At 46.0% G+C, this 24,327-nt stretch carries 29 protein-coding genes; 23 read left to right on the top strand and 6 right to left on the bottom strand.

Annotated elements, in window-relative coordinates; genetic code table 11:
• Window positions 1–6 precede the first annotated feature (6 nt).
• Genes miaA through B5G11_RS01710 form a run of 4 tightly spaced genes read left to right on the top strand, consistent with a single transcriptional unit; the run spans window position 7 to window position 5,200 of the window.
• Entirely contained in the window at window positions 7–975 is a 969-nt protein-coding gene (gene miaA, locus B5G11_RS01725) for a tRNA (adenosine(37)-N6)-dimethylallyltransferase MiaA (RefSeq protein WP_087251955.1), read from the top strand.
• The gene (locus B5G11_RS01720; RefSeq protein WP_343215455.1) at window positions 953–2,266 is read left to right on the top strand and encodes a methionine gamma-lyase family protein; all 1,314 of its coding nucleotides are present in this window, start codon (window positions 953–955) and stop codon (window positions 2,264–2,266) included. The genes miaA and B5G11_RS01720 overlap by 23 nt, the downstream gene beginning before the upstream one ends.
• Window positions 2,267–2,276: 10 nt before the next feature.
• Complete coding sequence (locus B5G11_RS01715; protein ID WP_087251954.1) at window positions 2,277–3,578, top strand: NAD(P)/FAD-dependent oxidoreductase; 1,302 nt, start codon at window positions 2,277–2,279, stop codon at window positions 3,576–3,578.
• Window positions 3,572–5,200 carry an FAD-dependent protein gene (locus B5G11_RS01710; protein ID WP_087251953.1) on the top strand — a complete coding sequence of 543 codons (1,629 nt, stop codon included), beginning with the start codon at window positions 3,572–3,574 and terminating at the stop codon, window positions 5,198–5,200. The genes B5G11_RS01715 and B5G11_RS01710 overlap by 7 nt, the downstream gene beginning before the upstream one ends.
• A 70-nt stretch (window positions 5,201–5,270) precedes the next feature.
• Here the strand turns inward: B5G11_RS01710 and B5G11_RS01705 are convergent, their stop codons facing one another.
• From B5G11_RS01705 to B5G11_RS01685, 5 genes are all read right to left on the bottom strand, one after another.
• Complete coding sequence (locus B5G11_RS01705; RefSeq protein ID WP_087251952.1) at window positions 5,271–5,717, bottom strand: hypothetical protein; 447 nt, start codon at window positions 5,715–5,717, stop codon at window positions 5,271–5,273.
• The gene (locus tag B5G11_RS01700; protein WP_087251951.1) at window positions 5,704–5,919 is read right to left on the bottom strand and encodes a helix-turn-helix transcriptional regulator; all 216 of its coding nucleotides are present in this window, start codon (window positions 5,917–5,919) and stop codon (window positions 5,704–5,706) included. The genes B5G11_RS01705 and B5G11_RS01700 overlap by 14 nt, the downstream gene beginning before the upstream one ends.
• Before the next feature lie 132 nt (window positions 5,920–6,051).
• Window positions 6,052–6,981: a DUF4129 domain-containing protein gene (locus B5G11_RS01695; protein WP_087251950.1), complete on the bottom strand. Its 930-nt coding sequence runs from the start codon at window positions 6,979–6,981 to the stop codon at window positions 6,052–6,054.
• Window positions 6,974–8,104 carry a DUF58 domain-containing protein gene (locus B5G11_RS01690; protein WP_087251949.1) on the bottom strand — a complete coding sequence of 377 codons (1,131 nt, stop codon included), beginning with the start codon at window positions 8,102–8,104 and terminating at the stop codon, window positions 6,974–6,976. The genes B5G11_RS01695 and B5G11_RS01690 overlap by 8 nt, the downstream gene beginning before the upstream one ends.
• A gap of 1 nt (window position 8,105) precedes the next feature.
• Window positions 8,106–9,059: a MoxR family ATPase gene (locus tag B5G11_RS01685; protein WP_087251948.1), complete on the bottom strand. Its 954-nt coding sequence runs from the start codon at window positions 9,057–9,059 to the stop codon at window positions 8,106–8,108.
• A gap of 308 nt (window positions 9,060–9,367) precedes the next feature.
• On the opposite strand from B5G11_RS01685, the gene B5G11_RS01680 reads away from it, so the two are divergent.
• From B5G11_RS01680 to B5G11_RS01585, 18 genes are all read left to right on the top strand, one after another.
• The gene (locus B5G11_RS01680; protein ID WP_087251947.1) at window positions 9,368–9,586 is read left to right on the top strand and encodes a DUF3791 domain-containing protein; all 219 of its coding nucleotides are present in this window, start codon (window positions 9,368–9,370) and stop codon (window positions 9,584–9,586) included.
• Window positions 9,583–9,747 (top strand): DUF3990 domain-containing protein, encoded by a 165-nt coding sequence (locus B5G11_RS16855; RefSeq protein WP_087251946.1) that lies wholly within the window; start codon window positions 9,583–9,585, stop codon window positions 9,745–9,747. Before B5G11_RS01680 ends, B5G11_RS16855 begins: the two co-directional genes overlap by 4 nt.
• Before the next feature lie 185 nt (window positions 9,748–9,932).
• On the top strand, window positions 9,933–10,163 hold the full coding sequence (locus B5G11_RS01665) for a hypothetical protein (protein ID WP_087251944.1): 231 nt from the start codon (window positions 9,933–9,935) through the stop codon (window positions 10,161–10,163).
• A gap of 306 nt (window positions 10,164–10,469) precedes the next feature.
• Window positions 10,470–10,982, top strand: coding sequence for a hypothetical protein (locus B5G11_RS01655; RefSeq protein WP_144289657.1), 513 nt, complete (start codon window positions 10,470–10,472; stop codon window positions 10,980–10,982).
• A gap of 427 nt (window positions 10,983–11,409) precedes the next feature.
• Window positions 11,410–11,793 (top strand): type II toxin-antitoxin system RelE/ParE family toxin, encoded by a 384-nt coding sequence (locus B5G11_RS01650; protein WP_158099179.1) that lies wholly within the window; start codon window positions 11,410–11,412, stop codon window positions 11,791–11,793.
• Window positions 11,794–11,821: 28 nt separating this feature from the next.
• Window positions 11,822–12,223 (top strand): helix-turn-helix transcriptional regulator, encoded by a 402-nt coding sequence (locus tag B5G11_RS01645; protein ID WP_087251940.1) that lies wholly within the window; start codon window positions 11,822–11,824, stop codon window positions 12,221–12,223.
• Complete coding sequence (locus tag B5G11_RS01640; RefSeq protein WP_087251939.1) at window positions 12,223–12,651, top strand: hypothetical protein; 429 nt, start codon at window positions 12,223–12,225, stop codon at window positions 12,649–12,651. Before B5G11_RS01645 ends, B5G11_RS01640 begins: the two co-directional genes overlap by 1 nt.
• A 301-nt stretch (window positions 12,652–12,952) precedes the next feature.
• Entirely contained in the window at window positions 12,953–13,213 is a 261-nt protein-coding gene (locus tag B5G11_RS01635) for a DUF4321 domain-containing protein (RefSeq protein ID WP_087251938.1), read from the top strand.
• A 47-nt stretch (window positions 13,214–13,260) separates the two neighbouring features.
• On the top strand, window positions 13,261–13,938 hold the full coding sequence (radC, locus tag B5G11_RS01630; protein ID WP_330616933.1) for a DNA repair protein RadC: 678 nt from the start codon (window positions 13,261–13,263) through the stop codon (window positions 13,936–13,938).
• A 24-nt stretch (window positions 13,939–13,962) separates the two neighbouring features.
• Complete coding sequence (locus B5G11_RS01625) at window positions 13,963–14,988, top strand: rod shape-determining protein (RefSeq protein WP_087251937.1); 1,026 nt, start codon at window positions 13,963–13,965, stop codon at window positions 14,986–14,988.
• Window position 14,989: 1 nt separating this feature from the next.
• On the top strand, window positions 14,990–15,877 hold the full coding sequence (gene mreC / locus B5G11_RS01620) for a rod shape-determining protein MreC (protein ID WP_087169354.1): 888 nt from the start codon (window positions 14,990–14,992) through the stop codon (window positions 15,875–15,877).
• Between the two features lie 14 nt (window positions 15,878–15,891).
• Window positions 15,892–16,419, top strand: coding sequence for a rod shape-determining protein MreD (gene mreD / locus B5G11_RS01615; RefSeq protein WP_087169355.1), 528 nt, complete (start codon window positions 15,892–15,894; stop codon window positions 16,417–16,419).
• 4 nt (window positions 16,420–16,423) lie between these two features.
• On the top strand, window positions 16,424–19,288 hold the full coding sequence (locus B5G11_RS01610) for a penicillin-binding transpeptidase domain-containing protein (RefSeq protein WP_343215454.1): 2,865 nt from the start codon (window positions 16,424–16,426) through the stop codon (window positions 19,286–19,288).
• Between the two features lie 100 nt (window positions 19,289–19,388).
• Window positions 19,389–20,180 (top strand): septum site-determining protein MinD, encoded by a 792-nt coding sequence (gene minD / locus B5G11_RS01605; protein WP_087251936.1) that lies wholly within the window; start codon window positions 19,389–19,391, stop codon window positions 20,178–20,180.
• 14 nt (window positions 20,181–20,194) lie between these two features.
• Entirely contained in the window at window positions 20,195–20,425 is a 231-nt protein-coding gene (locus B5G11_RS01600) for a cell division topological specificity factor MinE (protein WP_087169357.1), read from the top strand.
• Window positions 20,422–21,546: an FtsW/RodA/SpoVE family cell cycle protein gene (locus B5G11_RS01595; RefSeq protein WP_087251935.1), complete on the top strand. Its 1,125-nt coding sequence runs from the start codon at window positions 20,422–20,424 to the stop codon at window positions 21,544–21,546. The genes B5G11_RS01600 and B5G11_RS01595 overlap by 4 nt, the downstream gene beginning before the upstream one ends.
• A gap of 12 nt (window positions 21,547–21,558) precedes the next feature.
• A complete protein-coding gene (locus B5G11_RS01590) occupies window positions 21,559–21,954 on the top strand; it encodes a methylglyoxal synthase (protein ID WP_087169359.1) in 396 nt (131 codons plus the stop codon).
• 39 nt (window positions 21,955–21,993) lie between these two features.
• Window positions 21,994–23,085 carry a serine hydrolase gene (locus B5G11_RS01585; protein WP_087251934.1) on the top strand — a complete coding sequence of 364 codons (1,092 nt, stop codon included), beginning with the start codon at window positions 21,994–21,996 and terminating at the stop codon, window positions 23,083–23,085.
• On the opposite strand, the gene B5G11_RS01580 is transcribed toward B5G11_RS01585, so the two are convergent.
• A complete protein-coding gene (locus B5G11_RS01580) occupies window positions 23,082–23,288 on the bottom strand; it encodes a DUF378 domain-containing protein (RefSeq protein ID WP_087169360.1) in 207 nt (68 codons plus the stop codon). The genes B5G11_RS01585 and B5G11_RS01580 overlap by 4 nt on opposite strands.
• Before the next feature lie 84 nt (window positions 23,289–23,372).
• On the opposite strand from B5G11_RS01580, the gene B5G11_RS01575 reads away from it, so the two are divergent.
• Window positions 23,373–24,317, top strand: coding sequence for a TIGR01212 family radical SAM protein (locus B5G11_RS01575; protein ID WP_087252088.1), 945 nt, complete (start codon window positions 23,373–23,375; stop codon window positions 24,315–24,317).
• The last annotated feature ends 10 nt before the right edge of the window (window positions 24,318–24,327 follow it).

Below are 24,327 nucleotides of genomic sequence, written 5' to 3'. Positions count from 1 at the left end.
ATAAAAATGAAACGACCACTGGTCATACTGACAGGTCCGACGGCGGTAGGGAAGACAGCTCTTTCCATCGGGCTTGCAAAGAAAATCGGCGGAGCGGTCATCTCGGCGGATTCCATGCAGGTATACCGGTATATGGACATCGGTTCGGCCAAGATCCGCGCGGAAGAAATGGACGGTGTGCCGCATTATCTCATTGATGTGCTGGAACCGACAGATGAATTTCATGTTGTGAAATTTCAGGAGCTTGCCAGACAGGCGATGGAGGAAATCTATGAGAAGGGCATGATTCCGATTGTGACAGGGGGAACCGGATTTTATATCCAGGCACTTCTGTATGATATTAATTTTACGAAAAGCAGCGAGGACACCGGTTACCGGAAAGAGCTGGCAGATTTTGCAGACCGGTACGGCGAGGAAGCGCTCCATGCAAAGCTGCGGGAAGTGGACGAACGGGCGGCTGAAGAGATCCATCCGAATAACCGGAAACGGGTAATTCGTGCGCTGGAGTTCTATCATCTGACCGGACAGAAAATCTCCGAACACAATGAGACGGAGCGGCAGAAGGAGTCACCGTATCAGTTTGCGTATTTCGTCCTGAACGATGAGCGGGAGAGGCTTTACGGGCGGATTGACCGGAGAGTGGACCAGATGCTGGAGGAGGGCCTGGTCGACGAAGTCCGGAAACTGAAGGATATGGGCTGTACAAGGGACATGGTGTCCATGAAAGGGCTTGGATATAAAGAGATTCTTGCTTATCTGGAAGGAGAGATCCCTTTTGAGGAGGCTGTCCGGATTTTGAAGCGGGATACGAGACACTTTGCGAAGCGTCAGATTACCTGGTTTAAGCGGGAAAGAGATGTGATCTGGGTCCCGAAGCAGGAATTTGATTACGATGAAACGAAAATACTGGAATTTTTACTGGAAAATCTAAGGAAAAGAGGAATAATACAAAATGGATCAGATGACAGGTCATAAGATGGATGAGTTCATAAAGGCAAAGTACGAGGAGGCAGGCATCTCGCGGAAGGTCTATGAGTTTGGGGCAAAGATTGAGGACTCCTTAAAGGAGCGTTTTGCAGCCATTGACCGGATCGCAGAATACAATCAGTTGAAAGTTGTCCATGCGATGCAGAAAGCCAGAGTGAATTCCGAGTGCTTTCAGTATGTATCCGGCTATGGCTACAATGACTTTGGAAGAGATACGCTGGAGCAGGTGTATGCGAACATTTTTCACACGGAAGATGCTCTCGTACGCCCGCAGATTACCTGCGGCACCCATGCCCTTGCCCTTGCGCTGGCTGCCAATCTTAGACCGGGAGATGAGATGATTTCCGTGGCAGGGAAGCCGTATGATACGCTGGAAGAAGTCATCGGAATCCGGGAGTCCAAAGGATCTTTGAAAGAATACGGCATCAGCTACCGCCAGGTAGATCTTCTTCCGGATGGAAGCTTTGATTTTGAAAAGATTGCAAAAACGGTGCGTCCGGATACCAAGCTTGTCACGATCCAGCGTTCCAAGGGATATCAGACGAGACCGAGCTTCTCGGTTGACCAGATCGGAGAGGCGATCCGTTTCATCAAAGAGCGGTTCCCGGATGTGATCTGTATGGTGGACAACTGTTACGGCGAGTTTGTGGAGCTGCAGGAGCCAAGCGATGCGGGGGCAGACATGGTAGTCGGCTCTCTGATCAAAAATCCGGGAGGCGGACTTGCGCCGATCGGAGGCTATATCGCAGGAAGAAAAGATCTGATCGAGAACTGTGCATACCGTCTGACTTCGCCGGGACTTGGAAAAGAAGTAGGTGCGTCCCTTGGAGTTATGAAGGACTTTTATCAAGGGCTGTTTCTGGCGCCGACTGTGGTCAAAGGAGCAGTGAAAGGAGCAATCTTTGCGGCTGGAATCTATGAGGAACTTGGTTTCCACGTCATCCCGTCCAAAGATGAAGAACGGCACGACATCATTCAGGCGGTAGAATTCGGAACTGCGGAAGGTGTGATCCGTTTCTGCCAGGGAATTCAGGCGGCTGCTCCGGTGGACAGCTATGTGACGCCGGAACCATGGGCAATGCCGGGCTATGACAGCGATGTCATTATGGCAGCAGGAGCATTTGTTCAGGGATCTTCCATCGAACTCTCAGCAGATGCGCCGATCAAACCGCCGTATGCGGTGTATTTCCAGGGGGGACTGACCTGGGAACACGCCAAATTCGGAATTCTGATGAGCCTTCAGAAATTAGTGGAAGCTGGTGTGGTAACGATTCAGTAAAGGAGCAGGCATGGAGAAAGTATTGGTGATCGGAGGGGGCGCCTCCGGCATGATGGCCGCCATTGCGGCGGCGGGGCAGGGTGCAGAAGTGACCATTCTGGAACAGAATGAGCAGCTCGGAAAAAAGATTCTGTCCACTGGAAACGGAAAATGCAATTTTACAAATATTAACCAGATACCGGGAGCCTATCGTGGAGAACATCCGGAATTTGCCCAGGATGTGATTTCCCGTTTTCCGGTGCCGGATACGATCCGTTTGTTTATGGAACTGGGACTTTACTCCAAAAACAAAGACGGGTATCTTTATCCGCACTCGGAACAGGCATCCGCTGTGCGGGATGTCCTTCTCATGGAGCTTCGACGTCTGCATGTCCGGATTGAGACATCGGTCTGCGTGGAGGAGATTCAAAAAGAAGGAAACAGTTTCCGGGTAAAGGCAGTAAAAAGCATTTTGAAGCAGGAGAAAAAAAGTAAAAAGCGTACGGTTCTTGTAAAAACCGGAGAAGAGGAGAAAGTTTATCAGACAGGAAAACTTATTTTGACAGCAGGCGGACTTGCGGGAAGAGTACAAAAGGCGGACGGTACCGGAATGAGGCTGGCAGAGAGCTTCGGACACCGGGTCGTTCCGTGTGTACCGGCACTGGTTCAGCTGAAATGCCGGGAAAATTTTTATCCGTCTCTTGCAGGAGTCCGTGCGGGAGCAAAGATCGAACTTCTCTGTGATGGAGTTGTGGAGGCATTGGATATCGGAGAAATCCAGTTTACAGAATACGGGATTTCCGGAATCCCGGTCTTTCAGGTAAGCCGTTTCGCGGCGCGGGCTCTGGAAGACAAGAAAACTGACATTGTGGCGGACCTTGATTTCATGCCGGAATTTACAGAGACGCAGCTGGAAAGCTTTTTCATGAGCAGAATTCAGATGCGGCCGGAAAAGACGATGAATCAGTTTTTTACCGGAATCTTTCATGAGAAACTTGCGGCGGTGTTCCTGAAGAGGGCAGGAATCCCTCCAGAACTGAAAGTGGACAGGCTGGGAGATCAGAACCGTTACCGTCTTGCAAAGATCATCAAAGGATTTCAGACGGAAATTACCGGTACGAACGGCTTTGAACAGGCACAGGTAAGTGCGGGCGGAATTTCCACCGAAGAAATCTGTCCGGATACGATGGAATCACGTCTGATCCCGGGACTGTATTTTGCCGGGGAGATCGTAGATGTGGACGGCATGTGCGGCGGCTATAATCTGCAGTGGGCCTGGTCCAGCGGTCATGTGGCCGGCATCAGTGCTGCCGGAAAGGAGAGGCAATGTTAAGGATTGGACAACTGAAAATTAAAACCGGACATACAAAAGAGGAGCTGGAAAGAAAGGTCGAACGTGCTCTTGGCGTGTCCAGAGAAGAGATCCAGTCCATTGAAATCCGGAAGCGTTCGATTGATGCCAGAAAAAAACCGGAAATTTATTATGTATACACGGTTGATGTGAAGCTGACAAAAGTGAAGAAGGAAAAAGCGATTCTGTCCCGCAGAAAACTTAAGGATGTATCCGAAGCAAAAGAAACATCGTATGAGTTTCCGGCGTGCAGGGAAGCGTCTGAGATGAAACACCGGCCGGTAGTAGTAGGAAGTGGCCCTGCCGGACTGTTCTGTGCGTATCTGCTTGCAAAACACGGATACCGTCCGATTCTGATTGAGCGCGGGGCGCCGGTGGAAGAACGAAAAAAAGCAGTGGAGGCGTTCTGGGAGACCGGAGTGCTGGATACAAGGACAAATGTTCAGTTTGGCGAGGGCGGTGCAGGGACTTTTTCCGACGGGAAACTGAACACTCTGGTGAAAGATCCGGCAGGAAGAAACCGGGAAGTGCTGAAGATCTTTGTGGCGCATGGTGCACCGGAGGAGATCCTGTATGAGAATAAACCACATATCGGAACGGACATCCTGATTGATGTGGTACGCCGGATGCGGGAATCCATAGAGGATTCCGGCGGAGAATGCCGGTTTTACACAAAGCTGACCGGAATCAGCACCGGGGACGGCAGAGTGAAGGAAATCCGGATCGAAGAGCAGGGGAAAGAATCCCTGATTCCTGCGGAAGTGGTTGTACTGGCTTTGGGACACAGCGCAAGAGATACCTTTGCGATGCTGAAAGAGACAGGAGTATTTCTGGAAGCAAAATCCTTTGCGGTGGGCGTCCGTGTCGAACACCTTCAGAAACGGATCAATCTGTCCCAGTATGGTACGGAACAACATCCGGATCTTCCGGCGGCTGCATACAAGTTGACGGCAAAAGCGGAAAACGGGCGGGGAGTCTACACGTTCTGCATGTGTCCGGGAGGCTATGTAGTCAATGCGTCCTCTGAAGAGGGCCGTCTCTGTGTCAATGGAATGAGTTATCATGGAAGAGCCGGAAAAAATGCCAACAGCGCCGTGATCGTGACCGTGACACCGGAAGACTATGCAGCAGCTGGAAATCAGGGACCGCTTGCAGGAGTGGAATTTCAAAGGCATCTGGAAGAGCGGGCATATGAAGCAGGAAACGGGAAGATCCCGGTACAATGCTTCGGAGATTTTAAAAACGGACGAATTTCCGATTCCTTTGGAGAGGTACTTCCGCAGATGAAGGGGGCGTACTGCTTTGGCAATGTACGTGGAATCTTCCCGGAGGAGATCGCATCTTCCATTCAGGAAGGGATCGAAGTATTTGAACAGAAAATCCATGGATTTTCCAGAGATGATACGGTTCTTTCCGGCGTAGAGGCAAGGACGTCCTCGCCGGTTAGAATTACAAGAGATGAAACGATGCAGAGTGTGAATGTTCAGGGGCTGTATCCATGCGGAGAAGGCGCCGGATACGCAGGCGGAATTACTTCGGCTGCCATGGACGGCATGAAGACAGCGGAAGCAGTGGCGAAAAAGTATCAAGCATTTTGCGAGTGATTTTCCTGATATAAAAATAGTCAGGGCAGTCAATTGTGTTTCTGTACACGATTGACTGCCCCGGTTTTTGTTACCGATAGCGTTTGAGCAGATGATTGTAAATAATTCTACATATAACAAGTTGAAATATGAGATATGCACCTAAATATAACAATATTATGCCTGAATGAGTAATGATTTCCAACTGACCTAATATGGAAAATACAACGATTGAAAAACAGATAACGATAATGCCATATACATACGCATAATGCCCTGATTTATCTCTCAGCTTTATATTTAATTCGTCATGCAGTTCAATCGCTTCTTTCTCTGATTTTTCTTGATATCTCTTTTTGTTTTCCGGTTTATTCCAGTAGAAATATTTAAAAATTATCATAAGACCGGGACCGATTCCTACACCGGCAAAGCCACAAAGCAAACTATCCAATTTTGTATTTGTGAATATTGCAATTAAAAGAAGAATCACACCGGCAATGAGATATATAAAGCCGGTTATCAAATTACTCTTTTTCATTGTCTCCACTCCTTTCATGGATGAATATGTTCTCAATACTTTCGCCAAAAAAATCAGATATGACAAAGGCTAATTCCAAAGATGGATTATATTTGCCTGTTTCTATCGAACTAACCGTTTGTCGAGAAACTTTTATCGCTTTTGCAAAATCTTCTTGATTCATACCTAATTTTTTCCTTAACTCTTCGACTCGATTTTTCAAGCAGTGAATCCCTCCTTTTGACAAGGTACCTTTACAATTTGATTATACCTGCCTTGCGAGAAAATGTCAAGATTCCTTTACAAAAAACGGACCCCGAAGAGTCCGTTTTTACAGTATAATCAAATATGCCTGTTACGTAAGACGTGACACGCCTTCTTTTGCTTTTTCAAGATCCTCTTTTGTACAGCCTTCCGTATCATATCTGGCTTTTTCGTAGGCCTCGTGCAGCTGGTCTGCGCCAGGATTCTGAGAGAGGCTGGCAAGTGCTTCGATCTGAGACGGGGTCATGGATCTTGACGGCGTCTTTCCGGAACGAAGCCGGCGGCGTATGGACCGATAATACAGTTTCCGTATCCGCCCTTCCGTACTGCGGTCAAAAAAACGGAGTTTTTCTCCGGAGGAAGTCCGTTTCACTTTTTTTCGTTCCATTTTCGGAGAGACAAATTCCCTTTTGTCCAGTTCTGTCCCTTCGCGCCTGGATGTCAGCTTCCGGTAAATCGCAACAAGCAGCAGAACCAGAATTGCCGCGATGGAAACGACAGCGATAATCAAAAACAGATACTCGAGTATCCGGGCGAACCAGGAAACATTTTGGGAACGGGGCAGATTCTGGAAAAACGGCTCTGTTTCCTGAGTTATGATCTCTTCTTCCGGTGCAGACCCTTTACGAAGCAGCAGCTGAAGAATCCATCGGATGACAGCCACAAAAACTGTTTTAACCGCATCAATGACATTACGGTAAGGAAGATGAACAAAAAGGAACATGCATCCGCCTGTCAATATCAGAAATCCGGTTAACAGCAGAGTGTTAATCAGATAGATCTGTCGCTTCGGTACATGAGAAACATCTTTGTTCATTCTCATATAATCATATATTCCCTGCTGGTTTGTGTGAATCAGCACGGAGAAGATATCCACGACAAATACGGCATATGCACAGTCGGCAAAAAAGGGATCTTTTGTATAGTAGTTGACCAGACATAAAACCCCTGCTGCGGCCAGGAGAATCACATGAAAGACCGCAAGAGAGTGACGGCAGTAAAACTGATATAACTTATTCAATGCGTGACACCTCCCATTTCATGGAGACCGCATGAGGGCAGCGGTCCTGGAGAAATTCCATATCATTGTGAAGCGGAGCAATCCACTGGGAACCTTCGGACTGAAGGCAAAGCTGGTCAAAAGTCCGGAGAAGGCGGCTGTTCTGAGAATAGGAAATCAGAAGATAAAAATCCGCCCCGTGTGTAACAGACAGTTTTTCGGCAATCAAAGGCTCCAGCTCCGGCAGATCCTGCGAACGGTCGCTGAGTCTTGCAAGCCCTTCCTTGAGTGTGCGGATATGGTGTGTTCCGGCTCCGGCGGGAAGAACCAGCGTCTGCTTCGTCATTGCATCGATCCCGTTGGTGATCAGCTGTACCGGAATCCCTTCTGCCAGAAGAAGTTCCGCATAAGAGGCGGCCAGACGAATGGCGTTTTCGAACAGGCGCTCCGAGTGCCAGCTGGAATCGTCGGCAAGATTCAGAAAAATGGTAACCTGACGGCTGGCCGTGTAATCGTGTACATTCACCATCAGTTCTCCGGTCTTGGCAGATGCCTTCCAGTTTACCGCTTTCATGGGATCATACTGCTGGTACGGCCGGATGCCGCGGAATTCAAAAGGATCTTCAAACGCGGAATTCCGGGTGAGAATTGTTCCCATCATTTTGCGGAAAGGCGCTTTTAATTCCGCGAATGGAACCGGTTTCGGGTATACATACAGGGAAGTATCCACCGCTCTTGAAATCACGGATTTGTTCATGAGGAACAAATCAAAGGAAATCAGATCCAGATTCCAGACCTGATAGCATCCCCGTTTTGACGCTGTAAACGGCAGACTCCGTGAAATTTTCTCATAGGACATGACGGAGAAAATGTCGTTCCGATAATTATTGTCCGTCGTTGCAGTATTTTCCGCTTCCGAAAATTTCAGTTTCCGACTGACCGAAAATTTTACCTGAAGTGTGGTGAGAGGGAGCAACTTGCGGTTTGTGATTGTCTCCAGAAGACAGGAAGCGTCTCCTTCATTGACCGCATGATCCTGAAACCGGATCTGGCATTCCAGACCTCTCATCCAGTATTTTTTGTAATAGACTGCCTGCAGAATATAAAGTAAAAGGACTGCAAACAGAGTTGGCAGGATGATCATATTATTTCCCCCACTCTTCCGTTGGTAATTCGGTCTGATCCAGAATGCCCTCCAGGAACCGTTCTGCTGTCCGGTCCAGAATATGGCCTGACGGGAAGACAAGGCGGTGTGCGAGAACCGGAACAGTCAGTGTCTTGATATCTTCCGGAACGACGTAGGAACGGCCCTGCACCATGGCATAGGCGCGGACGGCACGGAGAAGAGCCAGAGTACCACGCGGACTTACTCCCGCCAGACAGTCGCCGGAAGTCCGGGTAGCATGGACAATGCGGGCAATATAATCAATCAGCATCGGATGAATACGGATATCCAGATAGTCTTTCTGAAGCTCGATGAGTTCTTCGGCCGTACAGACGGAGCCAAGTTCTGTCAGAGGACTGGACGTCAGGAAACGCTCCATAATAGCACATTCCTCCTGAACACTTGGAAGCCCCATGGAGAGCTGCATCAGGAAACGGTCCAGCTGTGCTTCCGGAAGAGGAAAAGTACCGGAAGTCTCGACCGGATTCTGGGTCGCAATAACAAAAAACGGGTGGTCAAGAGGATAAGTGACACCGTCCACGGTCACCTGGCGCTCTTCCATACATTCCAGAAGTGCGGACTGAGTTCTTGGTGTCGCACGGTTGATTTCGTCTGCCAGAAGAATGTTGCAGAATACAGGACCTTTCCGGAATGTAAATTCGCCCTCCTTCTGGTTATAGTAATTCAGTCCGGTTACATCAGATGGAAGAAGATCCGGTGTGAACTGAATTCTGCTGAATTCCGCGTCGATAGAACGGGCCAGAGACTTCGCCATGACCGTTTTCCCGGAACCAGGAACGTCTTCCAGAAGGATGTGACCTTCTGCGATAATGGCAGTAAGAATCAGGTCTGTCAGCTTTTCCTTTCCAACCAGGACTTTTCCGATGTTTTCCCGGATTGTATTGATTTTTTCGTTTCGGGTTTCTGTGTTCATGTCAATAACTCCTTTGTTCAGATTATAGCTAAGGATTATTATAACATGTAATGGAGGGAAAGGTACTGTTATGAATTGATTTTTTCTGTTTGCATTATATAAGATTTCGTTTTATGACTGTTATTTGCGGGAGAAGTTTTTAAACATGGAAAGGAGAATGTAAGGATTAAATTCAGTACTTTAGACCGAGCAGTTCACGCTAGAATAAAGCGGAGGCCTGTGGTATACTAACACTAAGGGAAGTGGAAATTAAAAACAAACGCAAATACCTGTTTCAAGACTATATTATATATAGCAGGAGGTTCAAAATGAGTGAACAGAAAAAAAGGATCGGTTTCACAGTGGCGTGTGTAAATGAATTTGCCAGGCACCATAATCTCAGTGTTCAAGAAGCATTCCGCTATCTTTTTCGTTTTAAAGGGATTGCTTTTATTAAAGAAAATTATGAGGTGGAGCATACTCTGGATTTCGAAACAATATTAGAAGATCTGGGAGTTTTTTGTCGAAGGAATGGAGGCCTCTTATGAAATTATATCATGGAAGCAATGTTGAAATAGACAGTATCAACCTGGCAATGTGCAGACCATATAAAGATTTCGGAAAGGGATTCTATTTGACCGATCTAAAAGAACAGGCAGAGAAAATGGCTATAAGAGTATCCAGAATTTATGGTGGCACACCTGTATAATAAGTATGATATTGTCATTGGTCCCGTCGCAGATGATAATATGGCATTATTATTTCGACAATATGAAAATGAAGTCATTGATTTTTCCACATTGATACGAGGGATGATTTATAAGAAAACATCTTCTCAATACTCTTTTCATACAGAAAAAAGCATCAGGCTTTTGCGAAAGGTGGATGATTAAGATGAATGAGCAAAGTCAGCTGATCGAATATATCATACAAGATATCGTCGATATGATTTCAACAGATCAGAATATCGAGTATGATGAGGCTATGAATAAATTTTACAATTCTGAGGTTTTTGAAAAACTCCAGGATCAAGAAACAGGGCTATATTTGGAAAGCTCAGAATATGTATACGATCTTTTTAAGGACGAGATGAATTTTGGTCATATTATTCAGGCAGAGATTTGAACTACCACAGGCCCCGTAAATACGTTGTCGATTCTTAAGGAAAATCTAAGAGTCAAAAACAGCTAAATTACTGGGAAAACCCTAAAAAGCGCGTAAACTTGCACTTTTTAAATTTTGTGAGACGGACAGTTCCTGCACTCGTGCAAAAGTCTGCTACTATATGCCGGACGGCGGCACCCGTTCCCGTTCTTATCCGCTGACAAGAGAACAGGTGGAGATGTTCGCATCAGTATATGAGACGGATGAATATAAGCAGATTGCCTATCCGGCAGTAAAGCTTGAGGATGCATCAGAAGACCGCTTTACATGGGAAGACAGCGTAAGAGGAACCGCCCTTCAGATCACGGGGATCAGAAAGAAGCTCTCCTTGACGCGTACCGGCAGGATGTCTCAGAACTTAAGATGGAACAGCTTGGAGAAGAGCTGCCGTGCGGATATACAAGGATCAGATCTTCCTCAGACGGAAGTATTACGAACATGTTTGTCTATCCGTTCTTTGAGCTGACATGTGATCTCCTCAGAGAATATGGCATTGATACAGAGAAAAGGCTTGCAGATTACAAGGTGGATTCCATAGAGGTGCTGGATAGTTATCCTGTATCCAGTGCCAACGGTCCGGTTTCCGGCGGCGTGTATACGCTGCATTACGAAAAGGAAGATGAGGTAGAAGTTTTCAGTCAGAATCTGATACCGGAGGAACTGGATATCCAGCCTCTCTTGTATCCGCTGGATCATTCTGCTGAGATTGAAGCTTTGGTAGTTGATGAGGAGACAAACTCGATCCTCCATGTAAGCTGCGCGCAGAAGAGGAGCGAGTGACCTGGAATGTACCTTTTGGAACTTCCGAGTGGAAAGATGAATTTCAGAATGGAAGAAGAACGGAAATTCCAGGAAGAGTCGTTTTTGATGATGAACAGCCATAACACCTTATAATTATAAGAATGGGGAATCCTGCATAAAAGAACAAAGGAGAAGAAGCCATCGCACAAAGCGGTGGCTTCTAGTCATCGAGGGGGTATATATTCAAAAAAGGATCGTATGTAATCATAAAGATTCCTCCGTAGATTCATAGTACAATCATTTGTCTCAATACAACATTGTCCGAAAACGAGCGGTACTGTGTAGAAAAGGTTAAATGCATAATACTTAGAGATGAATAGAAATGAATATGATGAAATAGAGTATTTTCTATTGCAATTATTACCTATAAGTAATATTATAAATAGATAAAGGAGGGAAATTGAATGTGGAGTTAGAAAAAATATGCGTAAAAGGAATTGAAAATACCTTTGCTATTTCAAGCGTAAAGAAGGAATTTAAAAAAGCAGTTGATGAACCTTGGAAAGATATTCCGCCATGGGAAAGATATCAAAAAAAGCTTATTCAAGATTTGGCAGTGCTGGAACAAGAAAAGGAACGGGCGATTGATCTGCCACAATTTGAAAAACTAACTGGTGTTGATAGATTATACAGTATCAGGCATCCCGAATCAAAGAAAAATGTAAGAATAATTTACATAATTGAAGAGGGAGCTGTAATACTATTAACAGCATTTTTGGAAAAAAACACGGGAGACTATCAAAGAGCGATTAAGACCGCTTTGCAAAGGATAAAATGGCTTGATAGCTAGAGAGAGAATAGAATCGGAGGATAGAATAATGGGAATTGCGGAAAAACTTGCAAATGCAAAAAAAACAAATTGGATTTCGGAAGGATTGTCAGAATCTGAAGTGAAAACGATTGTTGAGTTAGCAAAGATTTCTGCACAGATCGAGAGATGTAGACTTGAAATGGACATGACCCAAAAGGAATTTGCAGAATACATGGGCGTGACTCAAGGAATGGTTTCTAAATGGGAAGGCAGAGAGTATAATTTTACAGTGAAAGCATTAAATGATATTTGTCAAAAGCTTCATTTAGAATTATCTATTGCACTAGAAAAACCACTTGAGAAATCAGATTATTCGATTGTCAAATGGGATTCTGAGAGAGCGGAGAAGAAAAAAGTGAAAAGAGAATGGATACCATCATATTCTTTTGACAAGGAGGCGATTGCGTAATGAAATTTAACATAGTTGCGCCAGGTATAGAACTGGTTGGAGCAACAATCAAAAATCTTACTGTTAAGAATGATATAGTTGATATCGAAAAGGATGCAAAAAGAAGTTTTGGACTTACAATAAATGAACCATATTTTGAAACGGATGATAACGGTATCTTTTCTATAATGAATATTGATTTTGAAATTGAAGTTGAACAATCAGAAAAGCATAAATTCATAATGGAACTGTCACTGGAGGGAGCATTTCTTTCAGAGGGAAGCATTAGTGAAAAGAAATTTAAGCAACTTGTAGCAGTGAATGGAGCGGCGGCCATTATTGGGATTGCAAGAGGGAAAATAGAAACACTTACGGCTAATATTTTTAATAACGGAAAAATTGTAATCCCTTTTGTAAATGTAATTGATTATTATAAAAGTATGGAATAATGAGCACAGCTAGTTCAGAAAAAATGCTGATGAAGGTGTCGCAAAATCATCAGATTAGATGATCAAGCGGCATCTTCGCTTTGTTTAGGGAGTATCCCAAAGTTTGTGTAAACCTTCAAACTGATGTAAGATAGACTTATCAGTTTGGAGGTTTATTTTATGGAAGGGAAAAAGGATTACCCATAAAAAATACGTTGTCGATTCTTAAGGAAAATTTAATGCACAAAAAGTCTATACACTTTTTTTGAAGTGTGTTAGAATAAAAGCGGTTTGTAAAACACTAGAGTTTGGAGGGTTACAGATGAAAGGAGCAGGAAGCAAAAATGGATGGGGACTTTTCCTGATGCTTCTGGCAGGCATTGTGTTGGGCGGATTTATAGGGATGCTCGCACAGGATATTCCCGGACTTGGATGGCTTTCGTACGGTCAGACATTTGGCCTGCAGCAGCCGGTTGTACTGGAACTTGGGATTCTGGTTCTCACTTTGGGACTGAGTGTGAATATTTCTATCGCCAGCATTGTTGGCATGATTCTTTCTATCATTATTTATCGCTTCTTATAATCTACTGAATCGATCATCAGAGTTTACAAAAGAGTATGAATCAAAAAATGAAAGAGTTACTGAAAGAGGAACGTCCATATGAAAAATGTGGACGTTTTGGTGCAAAAAGCCTGACCGATATTGAGCTTCTGGCCGTACTTTTAAGAAGCGGTACGAAAGGAGGCAATGTGCTGGAGACAGCAAAAGCAGTGCTTTACCCGGACGGAAAAGAGGGCGGGCTTACGAGGCTTCCTTCCTACTCGAAAGAGGCATTGATGAAAATTCCGGGAATCGGGGAGGTTAAGGCGGTACAGATTCTCTGCCTCTGTGAGATTGCAAGAAGAATTGCGAAAGAGAAAGCAAAAGAGCCGCTCTGTTTTGACAGGCCGGAGACGATCGCTTCCTATTATATGGAAGATATGCGTCACCTCAAACAGGAAGAACTGAAACTGCTGATGTTAAATACAAAGTCAAAGCTTCTGGGTGAGACAAGAATTTCCAAGGGGACAGTCAATATGTCTGTGATTTCTCCCAGAGAGTTGTTTATAGAAGCATTACAGAAAGATGCGGTGATGATTATACTTTTGCATAATCATCCGAGCGGTGATCCGGAGCCGAGCAGGGAAGATATCCTTGTGACGAAAAAGATCGCGAAAGCGGGAGAACTGATCGGAATCACGCTGATCGACCACATCATTATCGGTGACCGGTCGTATGTGAGCCTTGCTGAAAAAGGGTGGATATAAATAATAGAAGGGACTGGGACGAAGATGGCTAGGAGTATTTATGGCCTGGATCTTGGTACGTATCAGTTAAAGATTTATGATAAAAAGGAAAACCGGATCCGGACCGTAAAAAATGCGGTAGCCGTCCGGAATGAGACAGAGATTTTTGCAACAGGCGACCGTGCCTATGAAATGTATGAAAAGGCGCCGGGGGAAATTACAATCGAGTTTCCGATGAAGGAAGGTGTGATTTCCAGAATCGGAGAGATGCAGTACCTGTTGGAAAGTGAATTGAAGACAGAGGAGGGATTCTTCTCCAGAGGGACAGAATATGTGATTGCGGTTCCGACAGATGTGACAGAGATGGAAAAGAAAGCGTTTTTTGATCTGCTGATCTATTCTTCGGCCAGGGCAAAAGAGGTCCGCATCGTGGAGCGGGGCGTCGCAGATGCGATTGGAGCCGGGATTGATATCAAACAGGAGACCGGAGCGGCCATCGTCAATATCGGAGGCGAGACAACGGATATTTCTGTTCTGTCCAGAGGCGGGATTGTCCTGAACCGTCTGTTAAAGACCGGAGGGGCTTCCATAGACAGAGCCATCATTACTCTCGTCAGGAGGCATCTGGATTTTGTGATTGGCAGGCTGACAGCAGAGGCTGTGCGGATTCAGAGCAGCGTGTTTGGAGAAGAACAGGGACACGCGGTAATGGCTGCAGGGAGAGACCTGGTTCGGTCAAGACCCGGAATCAAGGAGATCCCGGACTATATTGTCAGAACCGCTGTGAAAGAGTTCCTTAAGCCTTGCGGGGAAGCAGTGTCGCTGATGCTGGAACAGGCTCCGCCGGATGTGCTTGCGGCGATCAGAAAGCGGGGAATCTGTCTGACGGGAGGCATTGCCTGTACAAAAGGTCTGGACAGATATATGGAGGAAAAAACGGGGATTCCGTTTTATACGGTTAAAGAGCCCCATTTAAGCGCAATCCGGGGAGTGCGTGATATTCTATTGTCGGACGATCTGAAGGATCTGGCATATTCCATGAAAGACGAAAATTATAGGTGGATGAGATAAGATGAAGACAAGAAATCAAAAAGGTTTGGAAAGTAAATACTGGCTGTTGATCATCGTGGCTGCCTGCGTTGTGTGCATGGCGGCGACCTTTTTTGCAGATGTCAAAAGCGGCCCGCTCCGGGCGATCGCAGATTATACGGTGGTTCCGATGCAGAAAGGGATCAATGTGATCGGGACATGGGTCAACGATGTGGCGGATAATTTTGCCACACTGAAAAGTGTACAGAAAGAAAATGAAACACTGAAAGAACAGAATGAAAATCTGAAAGCGGAAAATAACCAGCTGCAGCAAAAAGCAGTGGAGCTGGAGCGGTTTTATGATTTATACAAGATGGATCAGAATACATCCGACTACCCGAAAGTAGGAGCGAGAGTGATCGCGAATGACGGAAGCAACTGGTTTACTTCCTTTACGATCGACAAAGGAAGCGAGGACGGAATCCGTGAAGATATGAATGTCCTGAGCGGAAACGGACTTGTCGGAATTGTGACAGAGGTAAATGCGCATTCTTCTACTGTGCGTTCGATTATCGATGAGGTCAATATATCGGCCATGGTCATGACAACCTTTGACCAGTGTATTGTCAGCGGAGATTTGAAGCTGATCAACAACGGTGTTGTACAGTTTGAGCAGCTGGCAAATAATGAAAATGAAGTTGCAGTTGGAGAACAGATTGTAACGTCCAATATCAGCAGTAAATATCTGCAGGGGCTTCTGATAGGATATGTCAGCGAGGTCAACGTGGATTCAAACAATCTGACCCGTTCCGGATATATCATCCCTGCGGTAGATTTCAAAAAGCTGCAGGAAGTTCTTGTCATTACGACGACAAAACAGGATCTGATCGACAATGGAAATCAGACGGAAAGCGATTCATCGGGTGAATAGAAAGGAGACAACTCATGCTGGCTGTAAAACGCAAAGTCATTGAGGCAGCTCTTGTGATCGTGTTTTTCCTCCTGGAGACAACGATATTCAGCTATCTTGAGCTTGCTTCGATCAAGCCGAATCTTCTGATCATTCTGACGGCAGCCTTTGGATTCATGCAGGGGAAGAAAGAGGGGATGTTCGTTGGAGTGCTGAGCGGATTTCTGCTTGATATCAGCTTCGGACAGTATATTGGATTTTATATTTTATTATACACAGTGATCGGATATGCCAATGGATTTTTCCAGAAGCTCTACTATGATGAAAATATCAAACTGCCGCTTCTTCTGATCGGGGGAAGTGAGCTGGTATATGGAATACTGGTCTACTTTTTCCAGTTCATGCTCCAGAGTGATTTCCATTTTCTTTACTATCTTGGGCATGTTATCATTCCGGAGATGCTCTATACAGTCATTATCACCTTGATTGTATATCAGCTTATTTTAAGAATTAACCGTAAACTTGTAGAAGAAGAAAAAAGGAGTGCAAGCAGGTTTGTTTAATATTTTGGAACGCATAAAGGAAACAGTCATCAAGCTTGTAAAGTCCAGAATGTTTATCGCGAGTATTGTCTTCTGCGTGATGTCCGCGATTCTGGTGCAGAGAGTGTTCTATCTTCAGATTGTAAGAGGCGAGAGCTATCTGAACGACTACAAACTCCAGATTCAGAAAACAAGAGAAGTACAGGGCACAAGAGGACGGATTCTCGACCGGAACGGAACAGTTCTGGCGGACAATGTTCTTGCCTATTCGGTAACGATCGAAGATAACGGGGATTACGATACGACTAAGCAGAAAAACAAGGAGCTGAACGCGACAGTCCGCAGAGTAATCGATATTATCGAGAAAAACGGGGACTCCATCATCAACAGCTTCGGTATTGTCCTCAATGACAGCGGTGAGTATGAGTTTTCTACGGAAGGCACGGCGCGTCTTCGGTTTATTGCCGACATTTTTGGGTATGCTACGATAGACAAGCTGTCCGAGAAACAGAAAAACTATACAGCGGCAGATATTATCCACTATCTGTGCACCGATGAGACGTACGGATACGGAATCAATGAGGACGATTACGAGAAATCGGATATTCTGAAGCTTGTCAATATCCGGTATGCGATCAGCCTGAACAAATACCGGAAATATATTGCAACGACAATTGCAACAAATGTCAGTGATACAACAGTGGCGGAAATAATGGAAAATCAGGAGGAGCTGACAGGAGTCAGCATCGAAGAGAGCTCCATCCGCCAGTATAACAACAGTAAATATTTTGCATCGATTATCGGCTATACCGGACAGATTTCCCAGGATGAGTACAATGCATTTTCCGAGGAAGAGCAGGAATCCTACTCTCTGACAGATATTGTCGGAAAGGCCGGGATTGAAAAAGCAATGGACAGCACCCTTCAGGGAGAAAAAGGAGAGACGAAAATCTACGTCAACAATGTCGGAAAGGTCATCGATTCCGAGAAGGTGACAGAGGCAAAGGCAGGAAATGATGTATACCTGTCAATTGACGCGGATCTTCAGATTGCCGCCTACAATATTCTCGAAGAGAAGCTTGCGGCGATTCTGCTTTCCAAGATGGTCAACCGTCTTGACTATGATACAAGCAATGTAACCGATGCAGACTCCATCGTCATTCCGGTGGGAGATGTTTATAATGCATTTTTCAAGAACGAGATCATTGATACAAGCCAGTTTACCCAAAGTGATGCGGGCACTGCAGAAAAAGAGGTTCTGGAGACCTATTCCAGGAGAGAGGAAGACGCGATCAGTTCCGTACTTTCCGAAATGCAGAATGCAAACGGGACGGCCTACCAGGATCTGTCTGACCGGATGAAAGCCTACATGGACTATGTGGTGGACACACTTTTGACAGATGATTCCGGAATCCTTGTTGAGGACAGAATTGACACAAGCGACGAGACCTATCTTGCATGGAAAGAAGAGGAGACCATCGGTGTCAATGAGTATCTGAACTATGCGATTTCACAGAACTGGATCGACACCTCAAAGCTGACCGATTATCTGGAAGGGGACGCAAGCTATTCAAGCGCTTCCGAAATTTACCAGGCGATCGTACAGTATGTAGGAGAGGTGCTTGGAGATGACGGCGATTTCGAAAAGATCATTTATGAGTATATGATCAAATCCGGGGATATTTCAGGAAACCAGGTCTGCTGTATCCTGTATGAGCAGAATATTCTGAAATATGATGAAACCCAGTACAACCGGCTGAGAAGCTCCGGTTCAACAGCAGCTTACAATTTTATCCGGAGCAAGATTGAAAGTCTGGAGATTACGCCCGGCGAACTGGGACTGGAGCCGTGTACCGGATCCATCGTGATTACGGATCCGAGCAACGGACAGGTGCTTGCCATGGTTTCCTATCCGGGTTATGACAACAATCGTCTGGCAAATACGATGGATTCCGACTATTATGCACAGCTGAACTCCATGACGTCGAGTCCGCTTTACAACAAAGCAACACAGGAACGGACGGCGCCTGGTTCCACATATAAACCGCTTGTTTCCATTGCAGGTCTGACCGAGGAAGTAATCAGCACAGGAACTACGATTTCCTGTACCGGAATTTTTGATAAGATTTCTCCGATCGCACGGTGCTGGATCTATCCGGGCTCTCATGGAAGCTTAAGTGTAGTAAGCGCAATTCAGCACTCCTGTAACGATTTCTTCTACGAAGTAGGCTACCGTCTTGGAACAACAGGCGGAGAATACAATGATGCATACGGAATTGAGCGTCTGCAGAAATATGCGGAGGAATTCGGCCTTGGAGACACAACCGGGCTGGAAATCACGGAGTCGCAGCCGCAGATTTCCGACAGTGACGTAGTACGTTCTTCTATTGGACAGGGAACCAACAACTATACAACATCAGGGCTTGCACGTTATATCAGCGCAGTTGCCAATGAGGGGACCGTCTATAATCTGTCATTATTTGATAAAACAACGGATGTCAACGGAAATCTTGTGAAAGATTATGAGCCAAGTGTCAGAAATGAGGTGGAAGGAATTGCGAATTCCACATGGACAGCAGTTCACAATGGAATGCGCAGAATGGTTACCAACACTTCCACATTCAATAGTCTCGGAGACTTTGAGCTGTACGGAAAGACAGGTACAGCACAGCAGAGTACGACACATCCGAACCACGGCCTGTTCGTTGGATTTACATCAGGACAGGACACCAACGTTGCGTTTGCGATCCGTATCGCAAATGGTTATAATTCTACGTATCCTTCTGAAATAGGGCGTGATATTATCCGCTACTATTACGGGCTGGATGAAGAAGATGAAATCGTGACGGGACACGCAGCATCCCTTGGAACGGTTGTTTCAGGAGACTGATGATGTACCGGAAATTACGAAAGAAAGAAGGCGGCATGGCAGGGGCGGATTTCTCCTGTCTGTTGTCTTTCCATCAAGTTTGGTCTTAGGAGGAAGGAACATGGGTGAAGTTATTGTTATTACATCAGGAAAAGGCGGTGTCGGGAAGACGACGACGACCGCGAATATAGGGGCCGGCCTTGCAAAGCTTGGGAAAAAAGTGCTGGTCATCGACACGGATCTGGGACTTAGGAATCTGGATGTTGTAATGGGGCTGGAAAACCGGATTGTCTACAATCTGGTTGACGTGATCGAAGGGAAATGCAGACTGAAGCAGGCTGCCATTCACGACAAAAGATATGAGGGGCTTTATCTGCTCCCGTCTGCCCAGACAAAGGATAAATCCGCCATCTCTCCGGAGCAGATGAAAAAGCTGACCGCGGATCTGAGAGAAGAGTATGATTATGTACTTCTGGACTGTCCGGCCGGGATTGAGCAGGGATTTGAAAATGCCGTGGCAGGAGCCGACCGTGCTGTTGTCGTAACGACGCCGGAAGTATCCGCGATCCGCGATGCCGACCGGATTATCGGTCTTCTGGAAGCAAAACAGATCCGGAATCTTGAACTGATTATCAACCGGATCCGGATTGACATGGTAAAGCGCGGAGACATGATGTCTGTGGAAGATGTGACAGAGATTCTTCCGATCCATCTTCTTGGAGCCATCCCGGATGATGAACAGGTCGTGATCGCGACAAATCAGGGTGAACCTGTTGCGGGTGATGATTCCCCGTCCGGGAAAGCCTATATGAATATCTGCCGAAGACTTACGGGGGAGGAAGTTCCTCTCATGGATATGGATGAGAAGGGAGGACTGTTCTCCCGGCTCACACATCTGTTCAAAAAGAATTAAGCAGGAGGCAGAAAATGGGATTATTTGAAGGAATGGAAAAAAAAGCGTCTGTCGGGATCGCAAAAGACCGCCTCAGAACGGTTCTCGTATCCGACAGAATGGATTGTAACCCAAATGTATGTGAACTGTTCCAGAAAGAACTGTTTCTGACGGTATCAAAATACATTGATACAACTCCGGAAACCTTTGATGTTTCAGTCACCCGTTCCCGGATTACCATTACACTGACAGGAGAAAAGCTTTGAAGATACTGAAATTTACGAAACCATACCGTTTAAAAGATTTTAAATTTTCGCTGCTGATTTCCGTGCTTGCCCTGACATGTCTGGGCATCATGGTAATCGGAAGTGCTAAGCAGTCTGTTCAGGGAAGACAGATCATCGGACTGGTCATCGGATTGATCGCACTGGCCGTTGTATCCATGATTGATTATGTATGGATTTTGAATCTGCAGTGGATCCTTTACGGTCTGACGATCGCGATGCTTCTGGCTGTACGTTTCTTCGGAAGAGACGTAAACGGCGCGACAAGATGGATTGACTTTGGATTTACGACGTTTCAGCCGTCCGAACTTGCAAAGATCCTGCTTGTTCTGTTCTTTGCGAAATATATTATGAATCATGAAGATGAGATTACAAAGCCGGTTACGATCATAAAGGCAGTACTTCTGATGGCGGCACCATGCTTTCTGATCTACAAGCAGCCGGACCTTTCAACGACGATTTCGATTGTTCTGGTATTCTGCGTTATGATGTATGTGGGAGGCCTGGGCTACAAATTTATCGGAATATTTCTTCTGATTACAGTTCCGACGGCAGTGATCCTTTTGAGCCTCATTGTCCACTCGGATATCGATATTCTGCAGGGGTATCAGGAGACACGTATTCTTGCGTGGCTGCAGCCCGAAAAATACAGCAGTGATGAGGCGTATCAGCAGAACAACTCTATTATGGCCATCGGTTCCGGCCGGCTGACCGGAAAGGGCCTGAACAATAATACGACAACATCCGTAAAGAACGGTAACTTTATTCTGGAGCCGCAGACCGACTTTATCTTTGCAATTGTAGGAGAAGAATTAGGTTTTGTGGGTTGCTGTATCGTGATTGGTCTGCTATTATTAATTGTAATACAATGTATGAGAATAGGGATGCGTGCACCGGATACAGGAGGCCGGATCATATGCTGCGGGGTAGCCGCGCAGATCGGGATACAGAGCTTCATTAATATCAGTGTGGCGACAGGGCTCTTCCCGAATACCGGTATTCCGCTGCCGTTTGTCAGCTACGGAATGTCATCCCTTGTCAGCATGTTTATCGGTATAGGTCTGGTATTAAATGTTGGATTACAGCAGAAAAAATATAAATAAGGAGTGAGGAACATGAATATTGGGCTCATTGCACACGACTCAAAAAAGACACTGATGCAGAATTTCTGTATTGCTTATAGAGGGATTCTAAGCAGAAATGAACTGTATGCAACCGGAACGACAGGACGTCTGATCGAGGAAGTTACAAATCTGAATGTACACAAATATCTGGCAGGACCTCTTGGCGGGAAGCAGCAGCTGGGATCCCAGATCGCGCAGAACGGGATCGACGCCCTGATTTTCCTGCGGGATCCGTCGAATCCGAAGCCGCATGAGCCGGATGTCAATGATGTGATCCGTCTGTGCGACACATACAACATTCCGGTCGCGACCAATCTTGCAACGGCGGAACTGATTATTCTGGCCATCGACAGAGGAGATCTCGACTGGAGAGAAATGTATAAGTAGTATAACACAGCAGTATAAATGCTATGAAGGGGTTCATGTATGAGTAGTTACAGGGAAGAGGAAGCACAAAAAAGAAGAGAACGGATTGAGAAAAACAGACAGAAACGCAGCCGCAGACACGGGGATAAGAAGAATCAGAAAAAGAACCATAGGAGACAGATCGCAGCAGGGATCTGTCTGGTTCTGATTGCGGCGGCAGGCGGCGGAGTGTATGCGGTCTCCATGCAGCATGCGCAGAAGAATGCGGAGATGATATCCTACGAAAAAGCGAACTACAGCGGTTCGGTATTTTCCGCAGACGGGCTTGCGGCAACCAGTCTGTGTGTGGCTTCCGAAAATACGGATGAAATTCAGTACAGCGGCACAACAGACGTACATGCTGCCGGACTGTTTGACTTAAACGGAGCAAATGTGCTCTATTCCAATCAGATCCACGACCGGCTGTATCCGGCCAGCACGACGAAGATTCTCACAGCACTTCTTGCGCTGGAAAAAGGGAATCTTTCTGATGTCGTGACAGTCGGAGAGAATGCGGCAGCATCCAGTTTTCCTGCAGATGCGTCTTTGTGCGGACTTCAGGAAGGAGACCAGTTGACGCTGGAAGATCTGCTTTACGGCCTGCTGCTTTCTTCAGGAAACGATGCTGCGACAGCGATCGCAGAACATATTTCCGGGTCGGAAGAAGCTTTTGTGGAAGAAATGAACGCCCGCGCGAAGGAGCTGATGGCGGTTAACACGCATTTCACCAATCCGCACGGACTGCATGATGATAATCATTATACAACAGCATACGATCTGTATCTGATTTTCAATACCTGTATTCAAAATGAGGAATTCATGAAAGTCATCGAGGCGGAAAGCTATACTGCTTCCATCAAAGAAGCGGACGGAAGTGTCCGCACAGAAGAGTGGAAGCCGACCAACTATTATGCGAGAGGCATTGTAAATGCTCCGGACGGAGTTACTGTAGTGGGCGGCAAGACCGGCACGACCGGAGAAGCAGGATACTGCCTGATCCTTCTGGACCGGAATTCGGCAGATCATCCATACATCTCCATCGTGATGGGTGCCGGATCGAGAGATATCCTTTATCAGAATATGAATGCGCTTCTGGAAGGCACGCAGAATTAATCTTCGGAAAAGCCACGTATCCGTCCAAACAGGCTGATCAGATATAGGCCGCAGAGACCTACCAGCGCATAGATGATACGGGACAGCATGGACAGGTTTCCGAAGAGCCAGGCGACCAGATCAAAGCGGAATACGCCGATCAGCAGCCAGTTCAGGGCGCCTACGATTACCAGTGTCAGTGCAATGTTATCAAACCATTTCATATATGATAATCCTCCTTTATGAATTCTTTCCTTATTATTACCGGAAAACAGAAGAATATACAGGAGAAGAAAAGGACAGTGACGATGGAAGAGCAGTTATACAGATCATACAGTCAGTATCTGAAAGACAAGTATCACGCAAAAGTATATAAACTTCCGGTCAATCTTCCCGGGACATGCCCGAACAGAGAGGGCGGCAGCGGTTGCACGTTCTGTTCGGAAAAAGGCACCGGGTTTGAGGCCATGGAAGGGGCTGTGCCGGTTGCTGTGCAGCTCGAAAAGACAAAAGAATATATTCAAAGACGATATCACGCAGAGAAGTTTATTGCATATTTTCAGAATTATACAAATACATACTTTCCGTTTGAGACGTTCTGCTCCTATATCAGGGAAGCGGAAAAGGTGAAAGATATCGTTGAAGTATCGATTTCCACCAGGCCGGACTGTATCAGCAGCCGTTACCTGGCTTTTTTGCATGAGTGGATGCAGGAGACGGGAATTGCGGTCACGATCGAACTGGGACTTCAGACAGTCAACTACCATTCCCTTGCAAAAGTCAGACGGGGACACGGCCTTGCGGAATATATCGATGCGGTACAGCGGATCAGACAGTATCCGTTTGATATCTGTACCCATGTGATTTTAAATCTTCCGTGGGATACCGGGGAGGATGCGGCGGAAACAGCGAAAATTCTGTCGGTGCTTGGTAATGATATCGTCAAGATTCATTCTCTCTATCTGGCAAAAGGGACAGAGCTTGCAGGGCAGTATGAAAACGGGGAGTTTCAGATCTGCACCCTGGAAGAGTATCTGGAGCGCCTGATTCTGTTTATCCGGCTGCTGGATCCGGATATGGTGATCGAACGGTTTTTCAGCAGAATTCCGGAGAAGGATGCCGTGTTCTGCAACTGGAATACAAGCTGGTGGAAGCTGAAAGACATGCTGCTGGATGAGATGAAGAAGCGGAATGTACGGCAGGGGGATCTCTATTGTTACCGGAATGGACCAAGGCTTAAGAAATGGAATTAGGAGGAAGATG

Source organism: Drancourtella sp. An57 (genome assembly GCF_002161525.1).
Lineage (GTDB): Bacteria > Bacillota > Clostridia > Lachnospirales > Lachnospiraceae > Sellimonas > Sellimonas catena.
The sequence above is the reverse complement of the archived record's forward strand: the minus strand, read 5'-3'. Positions and strand labels throughout refer to the sequence as shown.

Bases quoted from the DNA above. Each gene is read 5' to 3' on its own strand.
- miaA (WP_087251955.1), top strand. From the start codon at position 7: ATGAAACGACCACTGGTCATACTGACAGGTCCGACGGCGGTAGGGAAG.
- B5G11_RS01720 (WP_343215455.1), top strand. From the start codon at position 953: ATGGATCAGATGACAGGTCATAAGATGGATGAGTTCATAAAGGCAAAG.
- B5G11_RS01715 (WP_087251954.1), top strand. From the start codon at position 2,277: ATGGAGAAAGTATTGGTGATCGGAGGGGGCGCCTCCGGCATGATGGCC.
- B5G11_RS01710 (WP_087251953.1), top strand. From the start codon at position 3,572: ATGTTAAGGATTGGACAACTGAAAATTAAAACCGGACATACAAAAGAG.
- B5G11_RS01705 (WP_087251952.1), bottom strand. From the start codon at position 5,717: ATGAAAAAGAGTAATTTGATAACCGGCTTTATATATCTCATTGCCGGT.
- B5G11_RS01690 (WP_087251949.1), bottom strand. From the start codon at position 8,104: ATGATCATCCTGCCAACTCTGTTTGCAGTCCTTTTACTTTATATTCTG.
- B5G11_RS01685 (WP_087251948.1), bottom strand. From the start codon at position 9,059: ATGAACACAGAAACCCGAAACGAAAAAATCAATACAATCCGGGAAAAC.
- B5G11_RS01680 (WP_087251947.1), top strand. From the start codon at position 9,368: ATGAGTGAACAGAAAAAAAGGATCGGTTTCACAGTGGCGTGTGTAAAT.
- B5G11_RS16855 (WP_087251946.1), top strand. From the start codon at position 9,583: ATGAAATTATATCATGGAAGCAATGTTGAAATAGACAGTATCAACCTG.
- B5G11_RS01665 (WP_087251944.1), top strand. From the start codon at position 9,933: ATGAATGAGCAAAGTCAGCTGATCGAATATATCATACAAGATATCGTC.
- B5G11_RS01655 (WP_144289657.1), top strand. From the start codon at position 10,470: ATGGGAAGACAGCGTAAGAGGAACCGCCCTTCAGATCACGGGGATCAG.
- B5G11_RS01645 (WP_087251940.1), top strand. From the start codon at position 11,822: ATGGGAATTGCGGAAAAACTTGCAAATGCAAAAAAAACAAATTGGATT.
- B5G11_RS01640 (WP_087251939.1), top strand. From the start codon at position 12,223: ATGAAATTTAACATAGTTGCGCCAGGTATAGAACTGGTTGGAGCAACA.
- B5G11_RS01635 (WP_087251938.1), top strand. From the start codon at position 12,953: ATGAAAGGAGCAGGAAGCAAAAATGGATGGGGACTTTTCCTGATGCTT.
- radC (WP_330616933.1), top strand. From the start codon at position 13,261: ATGAAAGAGTTACTGAAAGAGGAACGTCCATATGAAAAATGTGGACGT.
- B5G11_RS01625 (WP_087251937.1), top strand. From the start codon at position 13,963: ATGGCTAGGAGTATTTATGGCCTGGATCTTGGTACGTATCAGTTAAAG.
- mreC (WP_087169354.1), top strand. From the start codon at position 14,990: ATGAAGACAAGAAATCAAAAAGGTTTGGAAAGTAAATACTGGCTGTTG.
- mreD (WP_087169355.1), top strand. From the start codon at position 15,892: ATGCTGGCTGTAAAACGCAAAGTCATTGAGGCAGCTCTTGTGATCGTG.
- minD (WP_087251936.1), top strand. From the start codon at position 19,389: ATGGGTGAAGTTATTGTTATTACATCAGGAAAAGGCGGTGTCGGGAAG.
- B5G11_RS01600 (WP_087169357.1), top strand. From the start codon at position 20,195: ATGGGATTATTTGAAGGAATGGAAAAAAAAGCGTCTGTCGGGATCGCA.
- B5G11_RS01590 (WP_087169359.1), top strand. From the start codon at position 21,559: ATGAATATTGGGCTCATTGCACACGACTCAAAAAAGACACTGATGCAG.
- B5G11_RS01585 (WP_087251934.1), top strand. From the start codon at position 21,994: ATGAGTAGTTACAGGGAAGAGGAAGCACAAAAAAGAAGAGAACGGATT.
- B5G11_RS01580 (WP_087169360.1), bottom strand. From the start codon at position 23,288: ATGAAATGGTTTGATAACATTGCACTGACACTGGTAATCGTAGGCGCC.
- B5G11_RS01575 (WP_087252088.1), top strand. From the start codon at position 23,373: ATGGAAGAGCAGTTATACAGATCATACAGTCAGTATCTGAAAGACAAG.